Annotated in this window: 18 protein-coding genes; 3 read left to right on the forward strand and 15 right to left on the reverse strand. The window is 31.2% G+C overall.

Annotated features, from left to right (window positions below; genetic code table 11):
• Window positions 1-21: 21 nt before the first annotated feature.
• The 11 genes from IW20_RS13175 to IW20_RS13225 all read right to left on the reverse strand — a co-directional run bounded on the left by IW20_RS13175 (window position 22) and on the right by IW20_RS13225 (window position 7249).
• Window positions 22-450 carry a hypothetical protein gene (locus tag IW20_RS13175; RefSeq protein ID WP_240478489.1) on the reverse strand — a complete coding sequence of 143 codons (429 nt, stop codon included), beginning with the start codon at window positions 448-450 and terminating at the stop codon, window positions 22-24.
• Between the two features lie 88 nt (window positions 451-538).
• Window positions 539-1435: a hypothetical protein gene (locus IW20_RS13180; RefSeq protein WP_035623037.1), complete on the reverse strand. Its 897-nt coding sequence runs from the start codon at window positions 1433-1435 to the stop codon at window positions 539-541.
• A 5-nt stretch (window positions 1436-1440) separates the two neighbouring features.
• A complete protein-coding gene (locus tag IW20_RS13185; protein WP_035623039.1) occupies window positions 1441-2709 on the reverse strand; it encodes an ABC transporter permease in 1269 nt (422 codons plus the stop codon).
• A 3-nt stretch (window positions 2710-2712) separates the two neighbouring features.
• On the reverse strand, window positions 2713-3108 hold the full coding sequence (locus IW20_RS13190) for a hypothetical protein (protein ID WP_035623040.1): 396 nt from the start codon (window positions 3106-3108) through the stop codon (window positions 2713-2715).
• A 12-nt stretch (window positions 3109-3120) separates the two neighbouring features.
• Window positions 3121-3444 carry an excalibur calcium-binding domain-containing protein gene (locus IW20_RS13195; protein ID WP_081912485.1) on the reverse strand — a complete coding sequence of 108 codons (324 nt, stop codon included), beginning with the start codon at window positions 3442-3444 and terminating at the stop codon, window positions 3121-3123.
• A 4-nt stretch (window positions 3445-3448) separates the two neighbouring features.
• Window positions 3449-3697 (reverse strand): DUF4236 domain-containing protein, encoded by a 249-nt coding sequence (locus tag IW20_RS26940; RefSeq protein WP_035623042.1) that lies wholly within the window; start codon window positions 3695-3697, stop codon window positions 3449-3451.
• 6 nt (window positions 3698-3703) lie between these two features.
• Window positions 3704-3910, reverse strand: coding sequence for a hypothetical protein (locus tag IW20_RS13205; RefSeq protein WP_035623044.1), 207 nt, complete (start codon window positions 3908-3910; stop codon window positions 3704-3706).
• Between the two features lie 50 nt (window positions 3911-3960).
• Window positions 3961-4119, reverse strand: a complete 159-nt coding sequence (locus IW20_RS26330; protein ID WP_165571444.1) for a hypothetical protein — start codon at window positions 4117-4119, stop codon at window positions 3961-3963.
• 502 nt (window positions 4120-4621) lie between these two features.
• Window positions 4622-5290 (reverse strand): response regulator, encoded by a 669-nt coding sequence (locus IW20_RS13215; protein WP_035623046.1) that lies wholly within the window; start codon window positions 5288-5290, stop codon window positions 4622-4624.
• A 9-nt stretch (window positions 5291-5299) separates the two neighbouring features.
• A complete protein-coding gene (locus tag IW20_RS13220; RefSeq protein WP_035623047.1) occupies window positions 5300-7012 on the reverse strand; it encodes a tetratricopeptide repeat-containing sensor histidine kinase in 1713 nt (570 codons plus the stop codon).
• A gap of 57 nt (window positions 7013-7069) precedes the next feature.
• Window positions 7070-7249 (reverse strand): hypothetical protein, encoded by a 180-nt coding sequence (locus IW20_RS13225; RefSeq protein ID WP_035623048.1) that lies wholly within the window; start codon window positions 7247-7249, stop codon window positions 7070-7072.
• Between the two features lie 349 nt (window positions 7250-7598).
• On the opposite strand from IW20_RS13225, the gene IW20_RS13230 reads away from it, so the two are divergent.
• The 3 genes from IW20_RS13230 to IW20_RS13240 all read left to right on the forward strand — a co-directional run bounded on the left by IW20_RS13230 (window position 7599) and on the right by IW20_RS13240 (window position 11483).
• Window positions 7599-8507 carry a hypothetical protein gene (locus IW20_RS13230; protein ID WP_035623050.1) on the forward strand — a complete coding sequence of 303 codons (909 nt, stop codon included), beginning with the start codon at window positions 7599-7601 and terminating at the stop codon, window positions 8505-8507.
• A gap of 346 nt (window positions 8508-8853) precedes the next feature.
• On the forward strand, window positions 8854-10386 hold the full coding sequence (locus tag IW20_RS13235; protein WP_035623051.1) for a sulfatase-like hydrolase/transferase: 1533 nt from the start codon (window positions 8854-8856) through the stop codon (window positions 10384-10386).
• Window positions 10387-10448: 62 nt separating this feature from the next.
• Complete coding sequence (locus IW20_RS13240; protein WP_035623053.1) at window positions 10449-11483, forward strand: hypothetical protein; 1035 nt, start codon at window positions 10449-10451, stop codon at window positions 11481-11483.
• A gap of 117 nt (window positions 11484-11600) precedes the next feature.
• On the opposite strand, the gene rplT is transcribed toward IW20_RS13240, so the two are convergent.
• From rplT to thrS, 4 genes are all read right to left on the reverse strand, one after another.
• Window positions 11601-11945 carry a 50S ribosomal protein L20 gene (rplT, locus tag IW20_RS13245; protein WP_035623056.1) on the reverse strand — a complete coding sequence of 115 codons (345 nt, stop codon included), beginning with the start codon at window positions 11943-11945 and terminating at the stop codon, window positions 11601-11603.
• Window positions 11946-12045: 100 nt separating this feature from the next.
• Entirely contained in the window at window positions 12046-12243 is a 198-nt protein-coding gene (rpmI, locus tag IW20_RS13250) for a 50S ribosomal protein L35 (RefSeq protein ID WP_035623058.1), read from the reverse strand.
• Between the two features lie 134 nt (window positions 12244-12377).
• Complete coding sequence (infC, locus tag IW20_RS25775; protein ID WP_369827407.1) at window positions 12378-12932, reverse strand: translation initiation factor IF-3; 555 nt, start codon at window positions 12930-12932, stop codon at window positions 12378-12380.
• Between the two features lie 16 nt (window positions 12933-12948).
• Window positions 12949-14895, reverse strand: coding sequence for a threonine--tRNA ligase (gene thrS / locus IW20_RS13260; protein ID WP_035623063.1), 1947 nt, complete (start codon window positions 14893-14895; stop codon window positions 12949-12951).
• Between the last annotated feature and the right edge of the window lie 569 nt (window positions 14896-15464).

Consider the following 15464-nt stretch of genomic DNA (forward strand, 5'->3'; position numbering starts at 1 on the left):
TTTTTATTTAATGTTTTCAAATTAATCTACAACTAGATTATATTCATTTCCGTTTTCGTCAGTAGCTTTTAATCTGCCATAATCAACCCATTCAGCTTTTATGTCAATTTCCTCGTCAAGATTATTTATAATAATTCCGGCATCATATTTATTTTCAATATTTATAATTCCGGTAACTAAATTGCCATCTTGGTCATATCCATTTATGTCATAAGTATATTCATAATTCCCAGATATACCAGTACGATATTCGTACCGGTACTTTATATCCTTATGGTATGTTTTGGCTTCTTCGGGAGTGATAGATTTTATGTCATCAGGAGTAATTACTTCTTTGTAAAACGCTTGAGCTTTAATTTTTTCTACCTGAGGTTGTTCGTTTTTGCATCCTAACAATGCTAAAAGAAGACTGTAAATTATGTATTTAAGTTTTATAGAGGTGTTTTTCATTTTCTTATTGTCTATTAAGAAGTATTGAATAAGCCTAAAATGGAATTAGTACTTTTAAAATAAGTATTTACATTAAATTTTGAATAGTCTAATTTTTTAATATGAAATCTTTAATTATCTTATCCATGTTTGATGGTAAGTCTGCATTTTTAATTTCAAAATGCTTTATTTTCATTTCTGTAAGCCATTTGCTCCAATATGCTTTGATAACTTTTTCTTCATAAGGAGCATTCTTTTTGGGATTTATCCCTAAAACTAAAACTTCTAGATTTGATAAATCATTATCAATTTTAATAAAACCAAAATTTTGTTCTTCTAATTTATTTTGCCAGTCTTTAGTATTTAGACCATTTTGGCGTATTAATTCGGGAGTTATATAAGTTGTTAAGTTTTCTTCCCTTATTGTCGTTCCGTCATAAAACATGTAACCGTCAGTTAATAATATGAGTATATTTCTATATCCATTCTCAATACATTGATCTTTGACTTTATTATCAAAAAAACTCCATATATCAGAGCCTACATAATTATTATCTTTTATTGCTGATGCATATATTTTTGAAGTTTGGGATGCATAATTCGAGTTTATTGAATTCAAAAAATCTTTTGAGACATTGTTTTTATCAATTGCTATTCTTAAATTTTTAGATATAGCATTGATTTCTGAATCTGAGGGTTCTGGATTAAAAAACAATTGCATTTTATCATCAATCTGTCGTATTCTTTTTGATTTCAAATGCTTAGTAAAGGCTTCAGAAATAGATTTTATATAACCCAAGTCTCGTTGATAGTATTCCATTGTTGGATTCGGATTTTTTTTAAGACTAATTCTATCCGATAAATCTATTAGTATACTGATATTGTAGTTTTCCGTTGTCCCACTTTTAATGGAATCTTCTTTTTTTTCTTTAGCAGAATTTTGTGTACACGAAATGAAAGAAAGTAATAACAAAGAAATCATGATTATTTTCGAAATGTTTTTCATAGCTATTAGTTTTTAGAATATACCAAATGTTGAAAATCTGGGTCGATTAAATTTAATTTACTTAAATGTTCCTCCGAATGAAGTTCACAGTTTTCTAATAATTCTGTTTTTTCTTTATACGGTAATGCTATTTCAGTATTAATGGCCTGAAACCATCCTTCTTTATATTGATGATGATAATGAAGATATTCTTTTACTGGGAAGACAAAGCCATCAATTTTTGATTGTAATTCTGAAATTTTTCCATTCGTAGTAATTACTTGTTGTTTGAAATCATTGACTTTATTATTAATATCGATTTTTAAATTTTCTAAATCAATTTGTTTTTCTTTTTTACCTCTAATGAATGCTCTTATTTTATCGATGTTCTCAAATTCTTTCATAACAAAATCAAAAACAAGTCCCCAGATAATATAAACTACAAATCCTGCAAATATGATCATCCAAAATTCAGCTTCACCTAATGCAATGTTTAAATTATATGGAGAAGAATCAGTAGTTTTGTTAAATTCATATATTTTTTTTTCGATTTGATAAGCCAATAATGCATCAAATAAGAATGTTGTAATAAATAATGCAATCATTCTAAAGATATTTTTTATGCCTTTTCCTTTTTGCACCATATGAATAACATAGCCTAGTCCCATAAATACAAATGGAATAGTAATAACTAGAATGCCTTCTAACCAACTAGCTTCAAAAGAATTCGTTAATGCATTTGCATCAAAAATTGCAGCTGTTAGGCTATCATTCGAAAATTCTTTGAAGAAAGCAGAATATGATGCCGAAATATAAAAGACTAATACATAAAGAGTAATGGGTAGTAATAAAATTAATCCAATATAAAATTGAGCTTTCAATCCTTTTCCGTCTTCAATTCCATATTTATCAGGATTACGTTTTACTTCGATTATTTCATTTTTGATAATATCAAGGTTGTCATTAATATCCAGTTCTTTCTTTTCATATATACCTATTGCAGCTTCAGATTTTTTAAGCTCTGTCCTATTTTTTTCCTGTTCTTCTCGATAGGGCTGTTTTAATCTTTCTTGTTCTAATTTTTGTTTTCGACATTGATCTTCAAAACTCATATATAAATTTTGAAGACATGCTTTTAAGACAATAGGTTTTCCAGTTGCTTTTACAGATGCTGCAAAACCACTTTGATAGTAGGTGATTCTTATTTGTTCTCTGTCATTTTCATTTTCTTCAGAAATATTTACTGGAGTTTCTTCTACTTTTTTTAAACTAAATAATTGTGTAAGTGGCTTCATAACTTAAGAGTTTAATTGACTAATAATTTCTTCTTTTTGAATGTTTTTTTGTACACAATCAATGAGATAATGTGTTAATTCATTAATGTTCTCATCCAAAAAATTAAAAATCCGACAATATTTTTTGAGCATATTTATTTCGTCATCAGTAATTTTTTCATCAGCCCAAATTATCCGAGCAAAATCATATAGGTATTCAATACGAGTATTTAATTCGTTAGGAATACATAACTCAGTACTTATAGGATTTAGAAAAAGTTTATCAAGTTCCTCTTTAGGAATACCTCTTTCATCAGCAAAATGATATAACATTTGGAGTTCTAATACATCAAATTTATTGTCTGATAATGCCATTTGATATAATCTTAAAAAATGGCTTTTTAATTCTAGTGTTATCATTGTTTAGAATATTTATTTAGATAAATTTTCACAAGCGATTCCATCCCCGTCAGAATCTAAATTTTTATAACATTTTTTGTTGCCATTATAAGTAGCTTGTGCTTGTGCTTGTGTTGTGAAATCACCACAAGTTTTTGTTGGGCAAGTAGAGCTTGTAGAGCTTTTTGCTTCACTAGTAGAATCCGATGATTCAGAACAAGAAATCGCAAGGCTAAATAATATTATTAAGATTAGTAGACAACCGTTATTCTTATTTGAAAATTTAGATCTAGTATTTGTATAATGCGCTTGAACGTATGTTCCGTCTTTTTTGTAATATGCTTTTCTATATCCCATGATATTAATGATTTATGATGTATATTAAATATGTTATCGCTCCAGTAAATGCAAATAGTAGCATGCAGCCACTATTTTTACTTTTATTAAAGTTATTTTGATAATTTAAACCCGATATACCTGTTTTAACAGATAGTCTTTTAGGGCTAATAGTTCCCATACTTGTTTTTAAGCTTGGGTAAATTCCGGATTTACTTATGTTTATACTAAATCCTCCTCCGAGTTTAATTCTTCTTTGAAATCGAAAACCCATGATAGTTTAAGTTGTATGGCACTCATTGGAGCAACTCTTGCAACCATTTGATTTTAAATAAGTCTTTTTTGCCTCAATTACTGCTAGTTTGCAGTCTGAAAATTCGCCTAAGTATTTTCTGTTTGTCTGAGTTGGTAAAAAAATACAATCTGCAGTATAAACTTCATGATCACCATTCAATTGTGCATTTTGGTTTACGTAGTATTTTTTCATGATTCAATTTTAGTTAGTTTAGAAAAATAATGAAGCAACTTTATGCTTCATTATTTTCTTTTTTTATAATGATTGTTAGTACTTGAGTTTTTATATTTTCCACCTTTATGTGAACTTCCTTTTCCATTTTTATAATGACCTTTTTGAGCATCAATATTGTTACTTAGTAAAAAAAAGAAGAGAGTGAATAACAGGGCTAATTTTTTCATATATTTTTTGTTTTAAATTATTAATACGACAAACTTAAGCTCATTGTAAAACAGTTTATTACGGTTTCCCGCATTCAGAAAAATAATAGATAAAATAAAATTGTCTTACTCTTGAAGTAGTACGGTAATAACCAGAAGAGGATTAGGAAAAGCATTTAAAATAGATTTATATTTTTTTGTATCTATTTATAAGTGCAAGTATGAGTAGTACGATTAGAAAAATTAGGATAGCTGGAATGAAAAGGAATCTCCAATCCAGCTCAATATATCCTGATGAGGCACTTAGAATTACTATACCAAAAGACAATAAGAAACAAAGGAGAATTGTTTTAAGTATAATTTTGTTTTTGGGAGAGATGCTTCTTGTCAGGTACTTTTTTGACAGAAGTACAAAATAATTGCTCTTTATAAAAATAAGTTTTTGGAATGCCAAACTTATAAATATGCAACAGCGTATCCTTACGGGAATCCGTAAAGCGAGTTGATGTGATAAAATAAAGGTTTATATCAAGCCCAAATCCTTAGCAATTGCCACAAGATGCGTTGGGTTATTGGCTTTAAAGTATACTTTAAGTTTATTAATGCGTTTTTCGATAGTGCTTTTACTATTAGGAGTAATACCAACTTCTTTAAATTTAGCTTCCATACTATCTTGAGAGACACCTATTGAAAGATATTTTATAAGTTGAATATCATAATTGTCTATTTCATTAGTCGTTTTATCCTGAAGAATATAGTTTAATTCTTGAGGAAGATATTTTTTATCCGAATTAAAAGCATTCAGAATTGCTTTTTTTAATTCAGGAATACTATTACGGCCTTTCATAACAAAGCCATTGATATTATATTTATCAAAAAGAGATTTTATACGATAAGCTTTATCTTCAATAGAAAATGCGATTATTTTAATCTCAGGTAATAATAGTTTCACAGCAGCAATAAGTTCCTCGCCCGAATTTAGATCAGTTTTTCTATGATCAGGTTTAAAGGATAAATCAGTTATTAATAACTGATAAGGTTGATTATCAAGGATACTTTTTCTTATTTTAAGTAAAGCATCATCACAATATTTAGCATATTCTATTTCGGAAACATTTAGTTCTTCAAGAACTCGAACAACTGCAACATCATTAAAATCTATATCTTCTGCTATTAAAACTTTTGTAAACATATGCGTATATTATTTTGGAAATGAAATTTTAGCTTTTAGCCCTTTGTTAGGCTCAGATTCAAAAGTAAGTGTTCCTTTTATGCTTTGGATACGGTTTTCCGCATTCTTGAGACCATTTCTTAAATTTATTTTTTCACTAAAACCAATCCCATTATCAGAGTAACTTATTTGTATTTGTTTATCATTTCCTTCAAAACCAATAATTACAAAAGTACATTGGCTATGTTTCTTCATATTGACAAGTAATTCTTGTAAGACTCTGTAAATTGCAATTTTCTTTTCAGTATCAATTTTCGACCAATTAATATCGTTATTGTCTTTAATAATTACGTTTATCTTATTGCTATTATAGCTAGATAACATTTCTTTTAATTCGCTTTCAAAAATTTCTCCCGTGTCTATAGTACTGTTTTGTCTGGATATATTTCGAGTTCCAGAATAAATAGTGTCTAAATTTGAAAGAAGAATTTCTTTATTCTCTTCCGTAGATAAGTCTTTTGTTTCGGCCAAAACTATAGTATGATATACTTCATTGGCAAGTTCATCATGTAGTTTTTTAGAAATTCTAGTTTCAGATTCATAAATAGCAGCAGTCTTCTCCCTTCTTCCTTTTGTCGTTAAATAGTAGTAAAGAAACAAAAGCGAACCTAAAACAAGACCAATTACTATATATAAGGTTAGATTTCTGTTTTTTACTTTTTCTAATTGTAATGCATTTTCTGCCTTTTGAGCTTTTAATTGAAGGTTTTCTTCTCGGTCTTTTTTAGAATCATATTTTATTTTTGCAAATTGGTTTTTTGCCTTTTGCCTTGTTTTGGTAATGCTGTCATTTATTTTTAAGAAGAGAAGAGTTTTATCTTTTAATTCATTGCCACTAGAATTTTTTATTATTAATTTTAATGATACCAAACGGTCATCGACATTATTGACTTTAGTTGCTTTTTGATAAGCTAACTTAGCATATTCACTTGCAAGTCGAGGATTTTTATTTGAATATAACTCTGAAAGATGCATGTAACTAGTTGTTATTCCAAAATCATCATTTATTTTTTTTCGAATTGCTATTGATTGGTTTATATATTCTATAGCTTTTGGATTTCTTATTTTATAATATGAAAACCCTAAGTTATCTAGTATTCTAGCATGATTTTCAGAATCATCGGTAATATTTTTTTCTTGGTTTAAATGGCTAAGTATATCAGATGCTTTTATATAATCCGACTTGCCCATGTATGCTACAGCAATATTATTTTTGAGAACATATTTAGGAAGATCTACTTCAACATATTTTATTGCTTGGTTATAATTATAAATGGCATCATCATATTCATGTAACCTTTCATAATTAATACCAAGTATATTATATACAGCACACTTATAATAAAAGTTTGTTTCTTTCGTAAAGAAAGGGATTGCTTCAGTGGCATTAGTTTCACTACCAAAATAATCACCTTGTATTTGCTGAGTAACAGCCATTTTTAATAATGAGTAAATTATTTTCTCCTTTTCATTAGTATTGCATACTAATTTGGATTTGTTGTAGTAATAAAAAGCACTGTCATAAGTTTTGTTATTAAAATGCTTATCGGCTAGTGCTAAATAATCACTATAAAGGGAATCATCTTTTGCTTTTGTTAATGCGCTTGATTTTTTTTCACATGATGATATTACTAGAACTAGTATCAAAATAAAAATCGGGAAATGGACTTGTTTAAGTTTCATTTCCCGAAAATACTGAAATTAATTAAATTGAGGATTTATATTTAATTAAGAAATTAATTATGGTTTTGTCTTTGGTGGAGGAATTGGAGTTTGACCATTTGAACCTCCTCCAGTTTCATCTGGAGCATCTGCAGAAATTGTTAATTTACTTTTTTCTGTCGTTTCATCATCATTAGTACATGATACAAATGCGATACTAGTTAATACAAAACACGATATTGCTATAATTCTTTTCATCTTAGTTTATTTTTAAAATTTGACATAAGTCGCCCCATCCGATTTCTGAAATCGAAATTTTGAACTGATTTTTCAGACCGCTTCTGGCGGAATGTTTCTTGTTTTTTTGAGGGAAGTAAAGCGTGTAGAAACAGTATGATTTTTATTTATACTTCCCGGATAAACTCGGTCTTACGGTTTTACACACTTTTTTAAAGAACTAGTTTTGTACATTTGTTTTAACCTGCAGATTAAACCGGTAACTAATTCTGAGGCAAAGAAATGACAGCTTTGGCGGGGCATTGAGATGAAATTCCAGTAATGCTGATAATTCTGCTGATTGCTGCAAAATGTTTAACAATTCCGATAAATGCTTATGAGTAAAATTACTTTTGAAGAATATAAAAATGCTATAAAAACAAAATACCAAACTTTTAAATTGGAAGAACCAACAGGTATTTTACTGAATCTTTCACCAGCACAATTGAGAAACTTATGTCTAATTATTTTTGATAGATCATTATCAGTAAATGATGAAAATACATTCAGAGTATTTCTAAACACAAAAGAAGGGGAGGATTTAAGGAGAGCTATAGAGAGATTTGAAATTGCAAAATTTCGACCTATCATTTCTTTCTTAACAGGGGAGAAAGAATCAGATAATCCAGCGAGGATTGAATTGGCAGCAATTTTGGTAGATTTTGAGAAGAGACCATATAATAGGTTTTTAAGAGAAGAATTGGTTATAAATACACCAAAATCTGGTTTGAGTGAGATTTCAGCACCTATCAAAAAAGATAGTGAATCACCATTTGTCAATAAAGATGTTCAGATTAATTCTTTTGTTGCAAAGCCAAATAAGCCAATTTCAACAGTAATAATTTTTAAGAAACCTTATTTAATCTTATTGACATGCATTTTTATATTAAGCGGTTCATTTGCAATTTGGAGTTTTAATGAAGAAGAAAACTGTATGGTTTGGAATAAGGATCATTATGAAGAAGTACCTTGTGAGAATGCATCAAATACAATGTCATTATTTAGTCCAGTAGTTATGAAGAAAGACGAAGTATTAATCTCTAATTTCAGAAAAATTGAAGCTTGCGATACTACGAGTTTTTTTAAAATGGGCAAACCCTGTATTTGGTACGGAAAATCATTCGATGGTAACTACGAGTATTTTACAGCACCAGGATTACATCCAGAAACAGGAAAGACATTAAGACCAATTACACAGTATATGATAGAAAAGCATATTCTAGATAAGAACAAGAAATAAAACATAGATATATACAATTACATTATCAGTTTATATACAAAAAGCCAATCTTAAGATTGGCTTTTTTGTTGTTTTACTTTCTGAAAAACAGGTGTTTATACGTTTAAAAGAGTTGTTTTATTATTGTTATTTTATTCTACTTATTTAAAGATGAAAGACAAGATTCATAAAAAATAAAAAACACGAAGAGTATAAACTCAATTATACAATTACAAATCAGAAACATAATTATAAAGATAGTTTGCTAAGGAGCAAATCTTTAGATTATTTTAAAATGATCAGCATTTATATTAAAGCAGAACACAAGTGATTATATTTTTTATTTAATAATTTAAAACGATATTCAATGGACTTTAAAAAAAAGCTAGAACAAATTGGTCAACAGCCAGACATGATTCTTATCATTACAGATGAGCAAAGAGCAACGCAACATTTTCCGCCAGGATGGGAAGAGAAAAATCTTCCGACGCTCACATTTCTAAAAGAAAACGGATTCAGTTTCGATAGGGCATTTTGCAATACCTGTATGTGTTCCCCAAGTCGGGCTACACTATTTACAGGAATGTATCCTGCCAAGCATGGAGTCAGTCAGACATTAACAGAAGGAGGACTTTTATCACCACAAGAACCAACACTCGATAACACCCTACCAAATATTATGAATGTGCTTTGGGCAGATGGATACGATGTTCAGTACAGAGGGAAATGGCATATGAGTAAAGGAGTTGCACCCAATGGCACAAAGACCAATTACGATGATTTAACACCAGCCGATATTTCATTATTTGGCGCAATGGGTTGGGTTGCTCCAGATGCAGGCGAAGATGTAAACCCATTAAATTTTGGTGGAGGTTATGCAAATCATGATGCAAGATATACGGCAGAAGCAATACAATATCTGAAAGAAGTAAAAGCAAGAAGAGCCGCAGGAGATTATAAACCATATTGTCTTATTCTATCGCTTGTTAATCCGCATGATGTTTTGGCTTATCCAAAATCTGCGGGAACTTCAGGATACCATCCAGATAGTTGGTCAGGAAGAGAAATTGACCTTCCTGTTACAGTAAATGAAAATTTGCTAGAGAATAAGAAACCTATGGCACAGGAACAAATTTTAATTAACATGGCCCTTAGTTTAGGAGCAATAGCAACACCAGAAGAAAAATTAAATTATATTAATTTTTATGGATACTTACTAAGTCATGTCGATAAAGAAATTGGTTACCTAATAAAAGAATTATACAAAGAAGATGAAAACGGAAATAAATTAGCAGACAGCGCAATTGTAACCTTAACATCAGATCATGGAGAAATGGGATTAGCGCATGGAGGCTTACGCCAGAAAACCTTCGTGGCTTACGAAGAAGCATTAAGAGTACCACTTGTAATTTCTAATCCTATTTTATTTAAAGATCAGGAAATAAAAAAATCTATGGCATTGGCAACTTTGGCAGATATCATGCCAACATTCATAGAAATTGCCAATGTATCAAATCCGCCTACAGGACTTGCAGGAACAAGTTTACTACCCATTATAGAGCATGGAACGCCAGTTCAGGAAAGTATTTTGTTTACTTATGATGATATAAAGGCAGGATCAAATAGTAATTGGACAATTGTAAAAGCAGCTAACCGTATTCGTTGTATAAGAACAGAAAAATGGAAATTCGATTATTACTTTGATGCCTCAAGTGCATATTTCAAACAATACGAACTATACGATTTAGTAAATGATCCTTTAGAAATTACCAATCTTGCTTATGATCCAGGTTATAGTGAAATAAGAATGGAATTAGAAGAACAACTACATCAGCTCGAGGTAGACAAACTTTGGGTAAATGCCCCCACAGACGTTTTCAATACAGTAAAATTCAACTAAAGATAATTAACGACATAGTAATGTAAAAAGGGAAACTAATTAATAATATAAAAACACATATTATGTCGGAAAATTTAAAACAAGTAGAAAATGCAGTTAATTATATGGATTTTAATAATCCAAACGGACAAACAACTATACAAGGAATAAGAGGAGTTTCTGGATCTGAAAATGTTTACATAACAGCAAGTTTGTTAGGACAAAATAATATTGTTCAGGGACTGATTTATGAAGGTAAGTTATTAGGTAATGGTAATGAGGGGAAATGGCATGTTATAAATTTCCCAAGTACCACATCAGAGATAGTTACCAATACCTCTTGTTATGGACCAAATAATGGGACTAATGGGAATATACAAATTGTAGGATCTTATAAGATATCAACTTCTAGTGGAGGATTTCCAAGCGGAAATCTTGGATTTTATTATGAAGGACCACTCGATGGTTCAGGAATATGGACATCAGTAACGCCAAACGGAGGGAATACAAATAATGTATTCGTTCATAGCATTATGGGAGGAATTGCAGTTGGTAATTACGATGTAGAAAACGATAAGAATGGATATGCGTTTCTATATGATATCAATACAAAAGAATATACAGAATTTAAATTGCCAGATTCATTAACCAATACATTGTATGGTATTTGGCATAACGGAGGTAATAGCTATACACTAACAGGAGGATATACCAGTCCTAAATTCGGAAAACTAAGTCAGGCATTCCTGGTAGATTATGATTCTAAAACAAAACAGATTAGTAATCTAAAATCGTTTAGTTATAAAAACGAAATAGTCTTATCGATCATCACACATTTTGAAGGCATAACATCTTCTTCGGATAAAGGTTATAATTTGGCTGCCGATTGGATAACAATAAACGGAGAGGGTAGTGGCGCATCATTTGTTTCTGTAAATCGGAATTCTGATGGTACATTTGGAGAAGCTAATTGGGTAGATGTTGAATTTCCAGATTCAAGTATCACAAGTGCCAATACAGTATATAAAAATAATATATTAGGTATTTATGTAGTAAAGAATGATTCAGCTACAACAACAATTTCTTCATTCACAGCCAGAGTCGATATAGATAAATAGCTAATTAGATGCTAAGGCTAAGCAAGCTTTTAAGTATGAGTTAAAAAGAAAAAGCCCAATCGTAAGATTGGGCTTTTATATAATAAGTAAGTAATATAAATTGAGTTTATAAAACGTTTATTTTACTTTGTTAAGTATTGCTTTGAAAGCTTCTGGGTGATTCATTGCTAAATCTGCAAGAACTTTACGGTTCAATTCGATTCCGTTAGCTTTTACTTTCCCCATGAATTGAGAATAAGACATTCCTTCTAATCTAGCTCCAGCGTTGATACGTTGAATCCATAAAGCACGGAAATTTCTCTTATTCACTTTTCTGTCACGGTAAGCGTAGCACATTGCTTTCTCTACCGCATTTTTAGCAACTGTCCAAACGTTTTTACGTCTACCAAAGAAACCTTTGGCTTGCTTCATTATCTTTTTTCTTCTTGCTCTTTTAGCAACTGAATTTACTGATCTTGGCATAATTTTTATGTGTTTTTGTAGATGGCGTCCCGAATTTAATCAAGGGAACTTATTGGCCATACTCCAAGGTTATTTTTAAATGTTTTAACCTAAAGAATTGTTAGACAATTCTTAATTGTTGTTTGATGCTTTTCATATCTGTTTTGTGAACTAGCGCTGAATGTGTCAAAGCTAATTTACGTTTTTTAGATTTTTTAGTCAAGATGTGACTTTTAAAAGCATGCTTTCTTTTAATCTTTCCAGAACCAGTAACTTTAAAACGTTTCTTGGCGCTAGATTTTGTTTTCATTTTAGGCATTTTTCCTAGTGTTTTAATTTATTCTTACTTACTTATATTTTCAAAAGCTTTAGGCTTTAGGCTCTAAGCTTTAGGCAAAAGGTTACATTAACTATTTGCTTAAAGCTTATCGCTTATTGCTTAAGGCAAATAATTTATTTTTTCTTCTTCGGAGCAATGAACATTATCATTCTCTTTCCTTCCAGAACTGGCATAGCTTCTACTTTACCGTACTCTTCAAGATCGGTAGCCAATCTCAATAGTAAAATCTGACCTTGATCTTTATAGATAATCGAACGCCCTTTAAAGAATACAAATGCTTTTAGTTTAGCACCCTCTTTTAAGAACTTTTCAGCGTTCTTTCTCTTAAACTCATAATCATGCTCATCAGTTTGAGGACCAAAGCGAATTTCTTTCACCACAACTTGTGTTGATTTTGCTTTCAGTGCCTTATCACGTTTCTTTTGTTCGTAAACAAATTTCTTGTAATCCATGATTTTACAAACTGGCGGCTCTGCATTTGGCGAAATCTCAACTAGATCTAATTCAAATTGATCAGCTAATCTTAGAGCTTCAGCTATTTTAAAAACGCCAGGCTCTATGTTTTCGCCTACAAGGCGTACTTCAGGAACACGAATAAGATTGTTTATTCTGTGTGCATCTTTTTTTTCTACGCGAGGTTGGTAACCTCTGTTGCTTCTTATTGCTATGACTTTATAATTTAAGTTAAACTGTAAATACTTTTAATGTCTTTTTTATTTCTTCGTCTACAATTGCGACAAATTCATCAATTGTAACTGTAATATTTCCTTTACCTTCTTGACCGTGACGGCGAATAGAAATCGTTCCGTTTTTCTCCTCTTCCTCACCTACGATTAGCATAAACGGTAATTTTTGCATTTCTGCATCTCTAATTTTCTTACCTATCGTTTCACTTCTGTTGTCAATTAGGGCGCGAATTTCGTGATTTTCTAGCAAATCTAAAACTTTTTTAGCATATATTTCATATTTCTCGCTCAAAGACAAGATTATAGCCTGTTCAGTCATCAGCCAAAGTGGGAAATTTCCTGCTGTGTGTTCTAGTAAAATTGCAATAAAACGCTCCATCGAACCAAAAGGTGCTCTATGAATCATTACAGGTCTATGTAATTCATTGTCAGCTCCTTTGTAAGTTAATTCAAAACGCTCAGGTAAGTTGTAATCAACCTGGATAGTTCCTAATTGCCATTGTCTTCCTAAAGCATCCTTAACCATAAAGTCTAGTTTTGGACCGTAAAAAGCAGCTTCACCATACTCAACAACAGTATTTAAACCTTTGTCGGCAGCAGCATTGATAATTGCATTTTCAGCTTTTTCCCAGTTTTCATCACTACCAATATATTTATCTCTGTTTTCTTTATCACGCAAAGAAATCTGAGCAGTAAAGTTTTCAAAGCCTAAAGAGCCAAATACGTAAAGAACCAAGTCAATTACCTTCTTAAACTCTTCGTCCAACTGTTCAGGAGTACAAAAAATATGCGCATCATCCTGAGTAAATCCACGTACACGAGTCAAACCATGCAATTCACCACTTTGTTCATATCTGTAAACAGTACCAAATTCAGCATAGCGCTTAGGTAAATCTTTGTATGACCAAGGTCTTACATTGTAAATCTCACAGTGGTGAGGGCAGTTCATAGGTTTTAATAAAAACTCTTCACCCTCAGCAGGAGTATGAATCGGCTGGAAACTATCAGCTCCATATTTAGCATAGTGACCAGAAGTAACGTAAAGTTCCTTTTGTCCAATATGTGGAGTAACTACTTGCTCGTAACCTGCTTTTTTCTGAGCCTTCTTCAAGAACTGCTCAAGTCTATCACGTAAAGCAGCACCCTTAGGTAGCCATAAAGGTAAACCTTGACCAACTTTCTGAGAGAAAGCAAATAACTCAAGTTCCTTACCTAATTTACGGTGATCACGACGTTTTGCCTCCTCAAGAAGCTCTAAATATTCAGTTAAATCTTTTTGTTTAGGAAAAGAAGTTCCATAAACACGAGTTAATTGTTTGTTTTTCTCATCACCTCTCCAGTAAGCACCAGCAACACTCATAACCTTCATAGCTTTGATGATTCCAGTATTCGGAATATGACCACCGCGGCATAAGTCAGTAAAAGTAGCATGATCACAAAATGTGATTGTACCATCTTCAAGATTAGAAATTAATTCAGTTTTGTATTCGTTATCCTTATATAGTTCCAAAGCTTCAGCTTTGCTTACAGGACGCATTTTAAATTCGTGTTTGCCTCTTGAAATTTCAAGAACACGATCTTCAATCTTTTTAAAGTCAGCGTCAGTTATCTTTTGATCACCAAAATCAACATCATAATAAAAACCATTAGAGATAGCAGGTCCTAGAGTTAATTTAATTCCAGGGAAAAGTTCCTCAAGAGCTTGAGCCATTACGTGTGAAGTCGAGTGCCAAAAAGCTTTTTTACCTTCCGCATCATTCCATGTATATAAAATAAGACTACCATCCGTCGTCAGAGGGGTTTCGGTTTCAATAGTTGTACCATTAAAAGATGCCGAAATCACGTTTCGGGCGAATCCTTCACTAATGCTTTTCGCAACCTCCATAGGAGTTACGCCAGCAGCAAACTCTCTAATTGACCCATCGGGCAAAGTAATCTTAATCATTGTTTATAATTTTATAAATGCAAATATAGTGGATTACAAAAATACATACAATATATATGTATAAGTTTATCTTATATATAGGAGTAGAATTTTTCTAAGGAGCTTAATCCTGCTATCCGCTCCAATCTTTTATGCCGAACCACGGCATAAAAGGATTTCTGCTGCTATCAGGGCTAGGAGGTAATATGGTTAAAAAGGAATCAGTGTTATTTTGTGTATACTATAATATATAGGTAAGTATAATGGTTTATTTGGAGTATCCAGGAGAAAAGAGATGTGATTGCATCTTTTAGATTGGGAAAGAAGAGAGTTTATGTGGTTGAGTTATTAATAAACGAGTGTTTTTGGTGAGAAACTCGTAATAACGACACGTTTTAAAGAAGGTTTTTTATTGAAAACACAGCGGAGTTAAAAAAAATCTTAAAAATGCTAAATTTTGTTAAATCGTAATCTTTGTGTTATCAGAGAGTTAAGAAAAGAATAAAAAATAAACGAAAAATACTCAAGAAAAGGTGTTGTTTATCTAGATAAAGGTGGTAGTTTTGCACCCGCAACAACGACAAACGTTC

It is taken from the genome of Flavobacterium hydatis (assembly GCF_000737695.1).
Classification (GTDB): domain Bacteria; phylum Bacteroidota; class Bacteroidia; order Flavobacteriales; family Flavobacteriaceae; genus Flavobacterium; species Flavobacterium hydatis.

Coding starts and splice junctions, on each gene's coding strand:
- IW20_RS13175 (WP_240478489.1), bottom strand. CDS start 450: ATGAAAAACACCTCTATAAAACTTAAATACATAATTTACAGTCTTCTT.
- IW20_RS13180 (WP_035623037.1), bottom strand. CDS start 1,435: ATGAAAAACATTTCGAAAATAATCATGATTTCTTTGTTATTACTTTCT.
- IW20_RS13185 (WP_035623039.1), bottom strand. CDS start 2,709: ATGAAGCCACTTACACAATTATTTAGTTTAAAAAAAGTAGAAGAAACT.
- IW20_RS13190 (WP_035623040.1), bottom strand. CDS start 3,108: ATGATAACACTAGAATTAAAAAGCCATTTTTTAAGATTATATCAAATG.
- IW20_RS13195 (WP_081912485.1), bottom strand. CDS start 3,444: ATGGGATATAGAAAAGCATATTACAAAAAAGACGGAACATACGTTCAA.
- IW20_RS26940 (WP_035623042.1), bottom strand. CDS start 3,697: ATGGGTTTTCGATTTCAAAGAAGAATTAAACTCGGAGGAGGATTTAGT.
- IW20_RS13205 (WP_035623044.1), bottom strand. CDS start 3,910: ATGAAAAAATACTACGTAAACCAAAATGCACAATTGAATGGTGATCAT.
- IW20_RS26330 (WP_165571444.1), bottom strand. CDS start 4,119: ATGAAAAAATTAGCCCTGTTATTCACTCTCTTCTTTTTTTTACTAAGT.
- IW20_RS13215 (WP_035623046.1), bottom strand. CDS start 5,290: ATGTTTACAAAAGTTTTAATAGCAGAAGATATAGATTTTAATGATGTT.
- IW20_RS13220 (WP_035623047.1), bottom strand. CDS start 7,012: ATGAAACTTAAACAAGTCCATTTCCCGATTTTTATTTTGATACTAGTT.
- IW20_RS13225 (WP_035623048.1), bottom strand. CDS start 7,249: ATGAAAAGAATTATAGCAATATCGTGTTTTGTATTAACTAGTATCGCA.
- IW20_RS13230 (WP_035623050.1), top strand. CDS start 7,599: ATGCTTATGAGTAAAATTACTTTTGAAGAATATAAAAATGCTATAAAA.
- IW20_RS13235 (WP_035623051.1), top strand. CDS start 8,854: ATGGACTTTAAAAAAAAGCTAGAACAAATTGGTCAACAGCCAGACATG.
- IW20_RS13240 (WP_035623053.1), top strand. CDS start 10,449: ATGTCGGAAAATTTAAAACAAGTAGAAAATGCAGTTAATTATATGGAT.
- rplT (WP_035623056.1), bottom strand. CDS start 11,945: ATGCCAAGATCAGTAAATTCAGTTGCTAAAAGAGCAAGAAGAAAAAAG.
- rpmI (WP_035623058.1), bottom strand. CDS start 12,243: ATGCCTAAAATGAAAACAAAATCTAGCGCCAAGAAACGTTTTAAAGTT.
- thrS (WP_035623063.1), bottom strand. CDS start 14,895: ATGATTAAGATTACTTTGCCCGATGGGTCAATTAGAGAGTTTGCTGCT.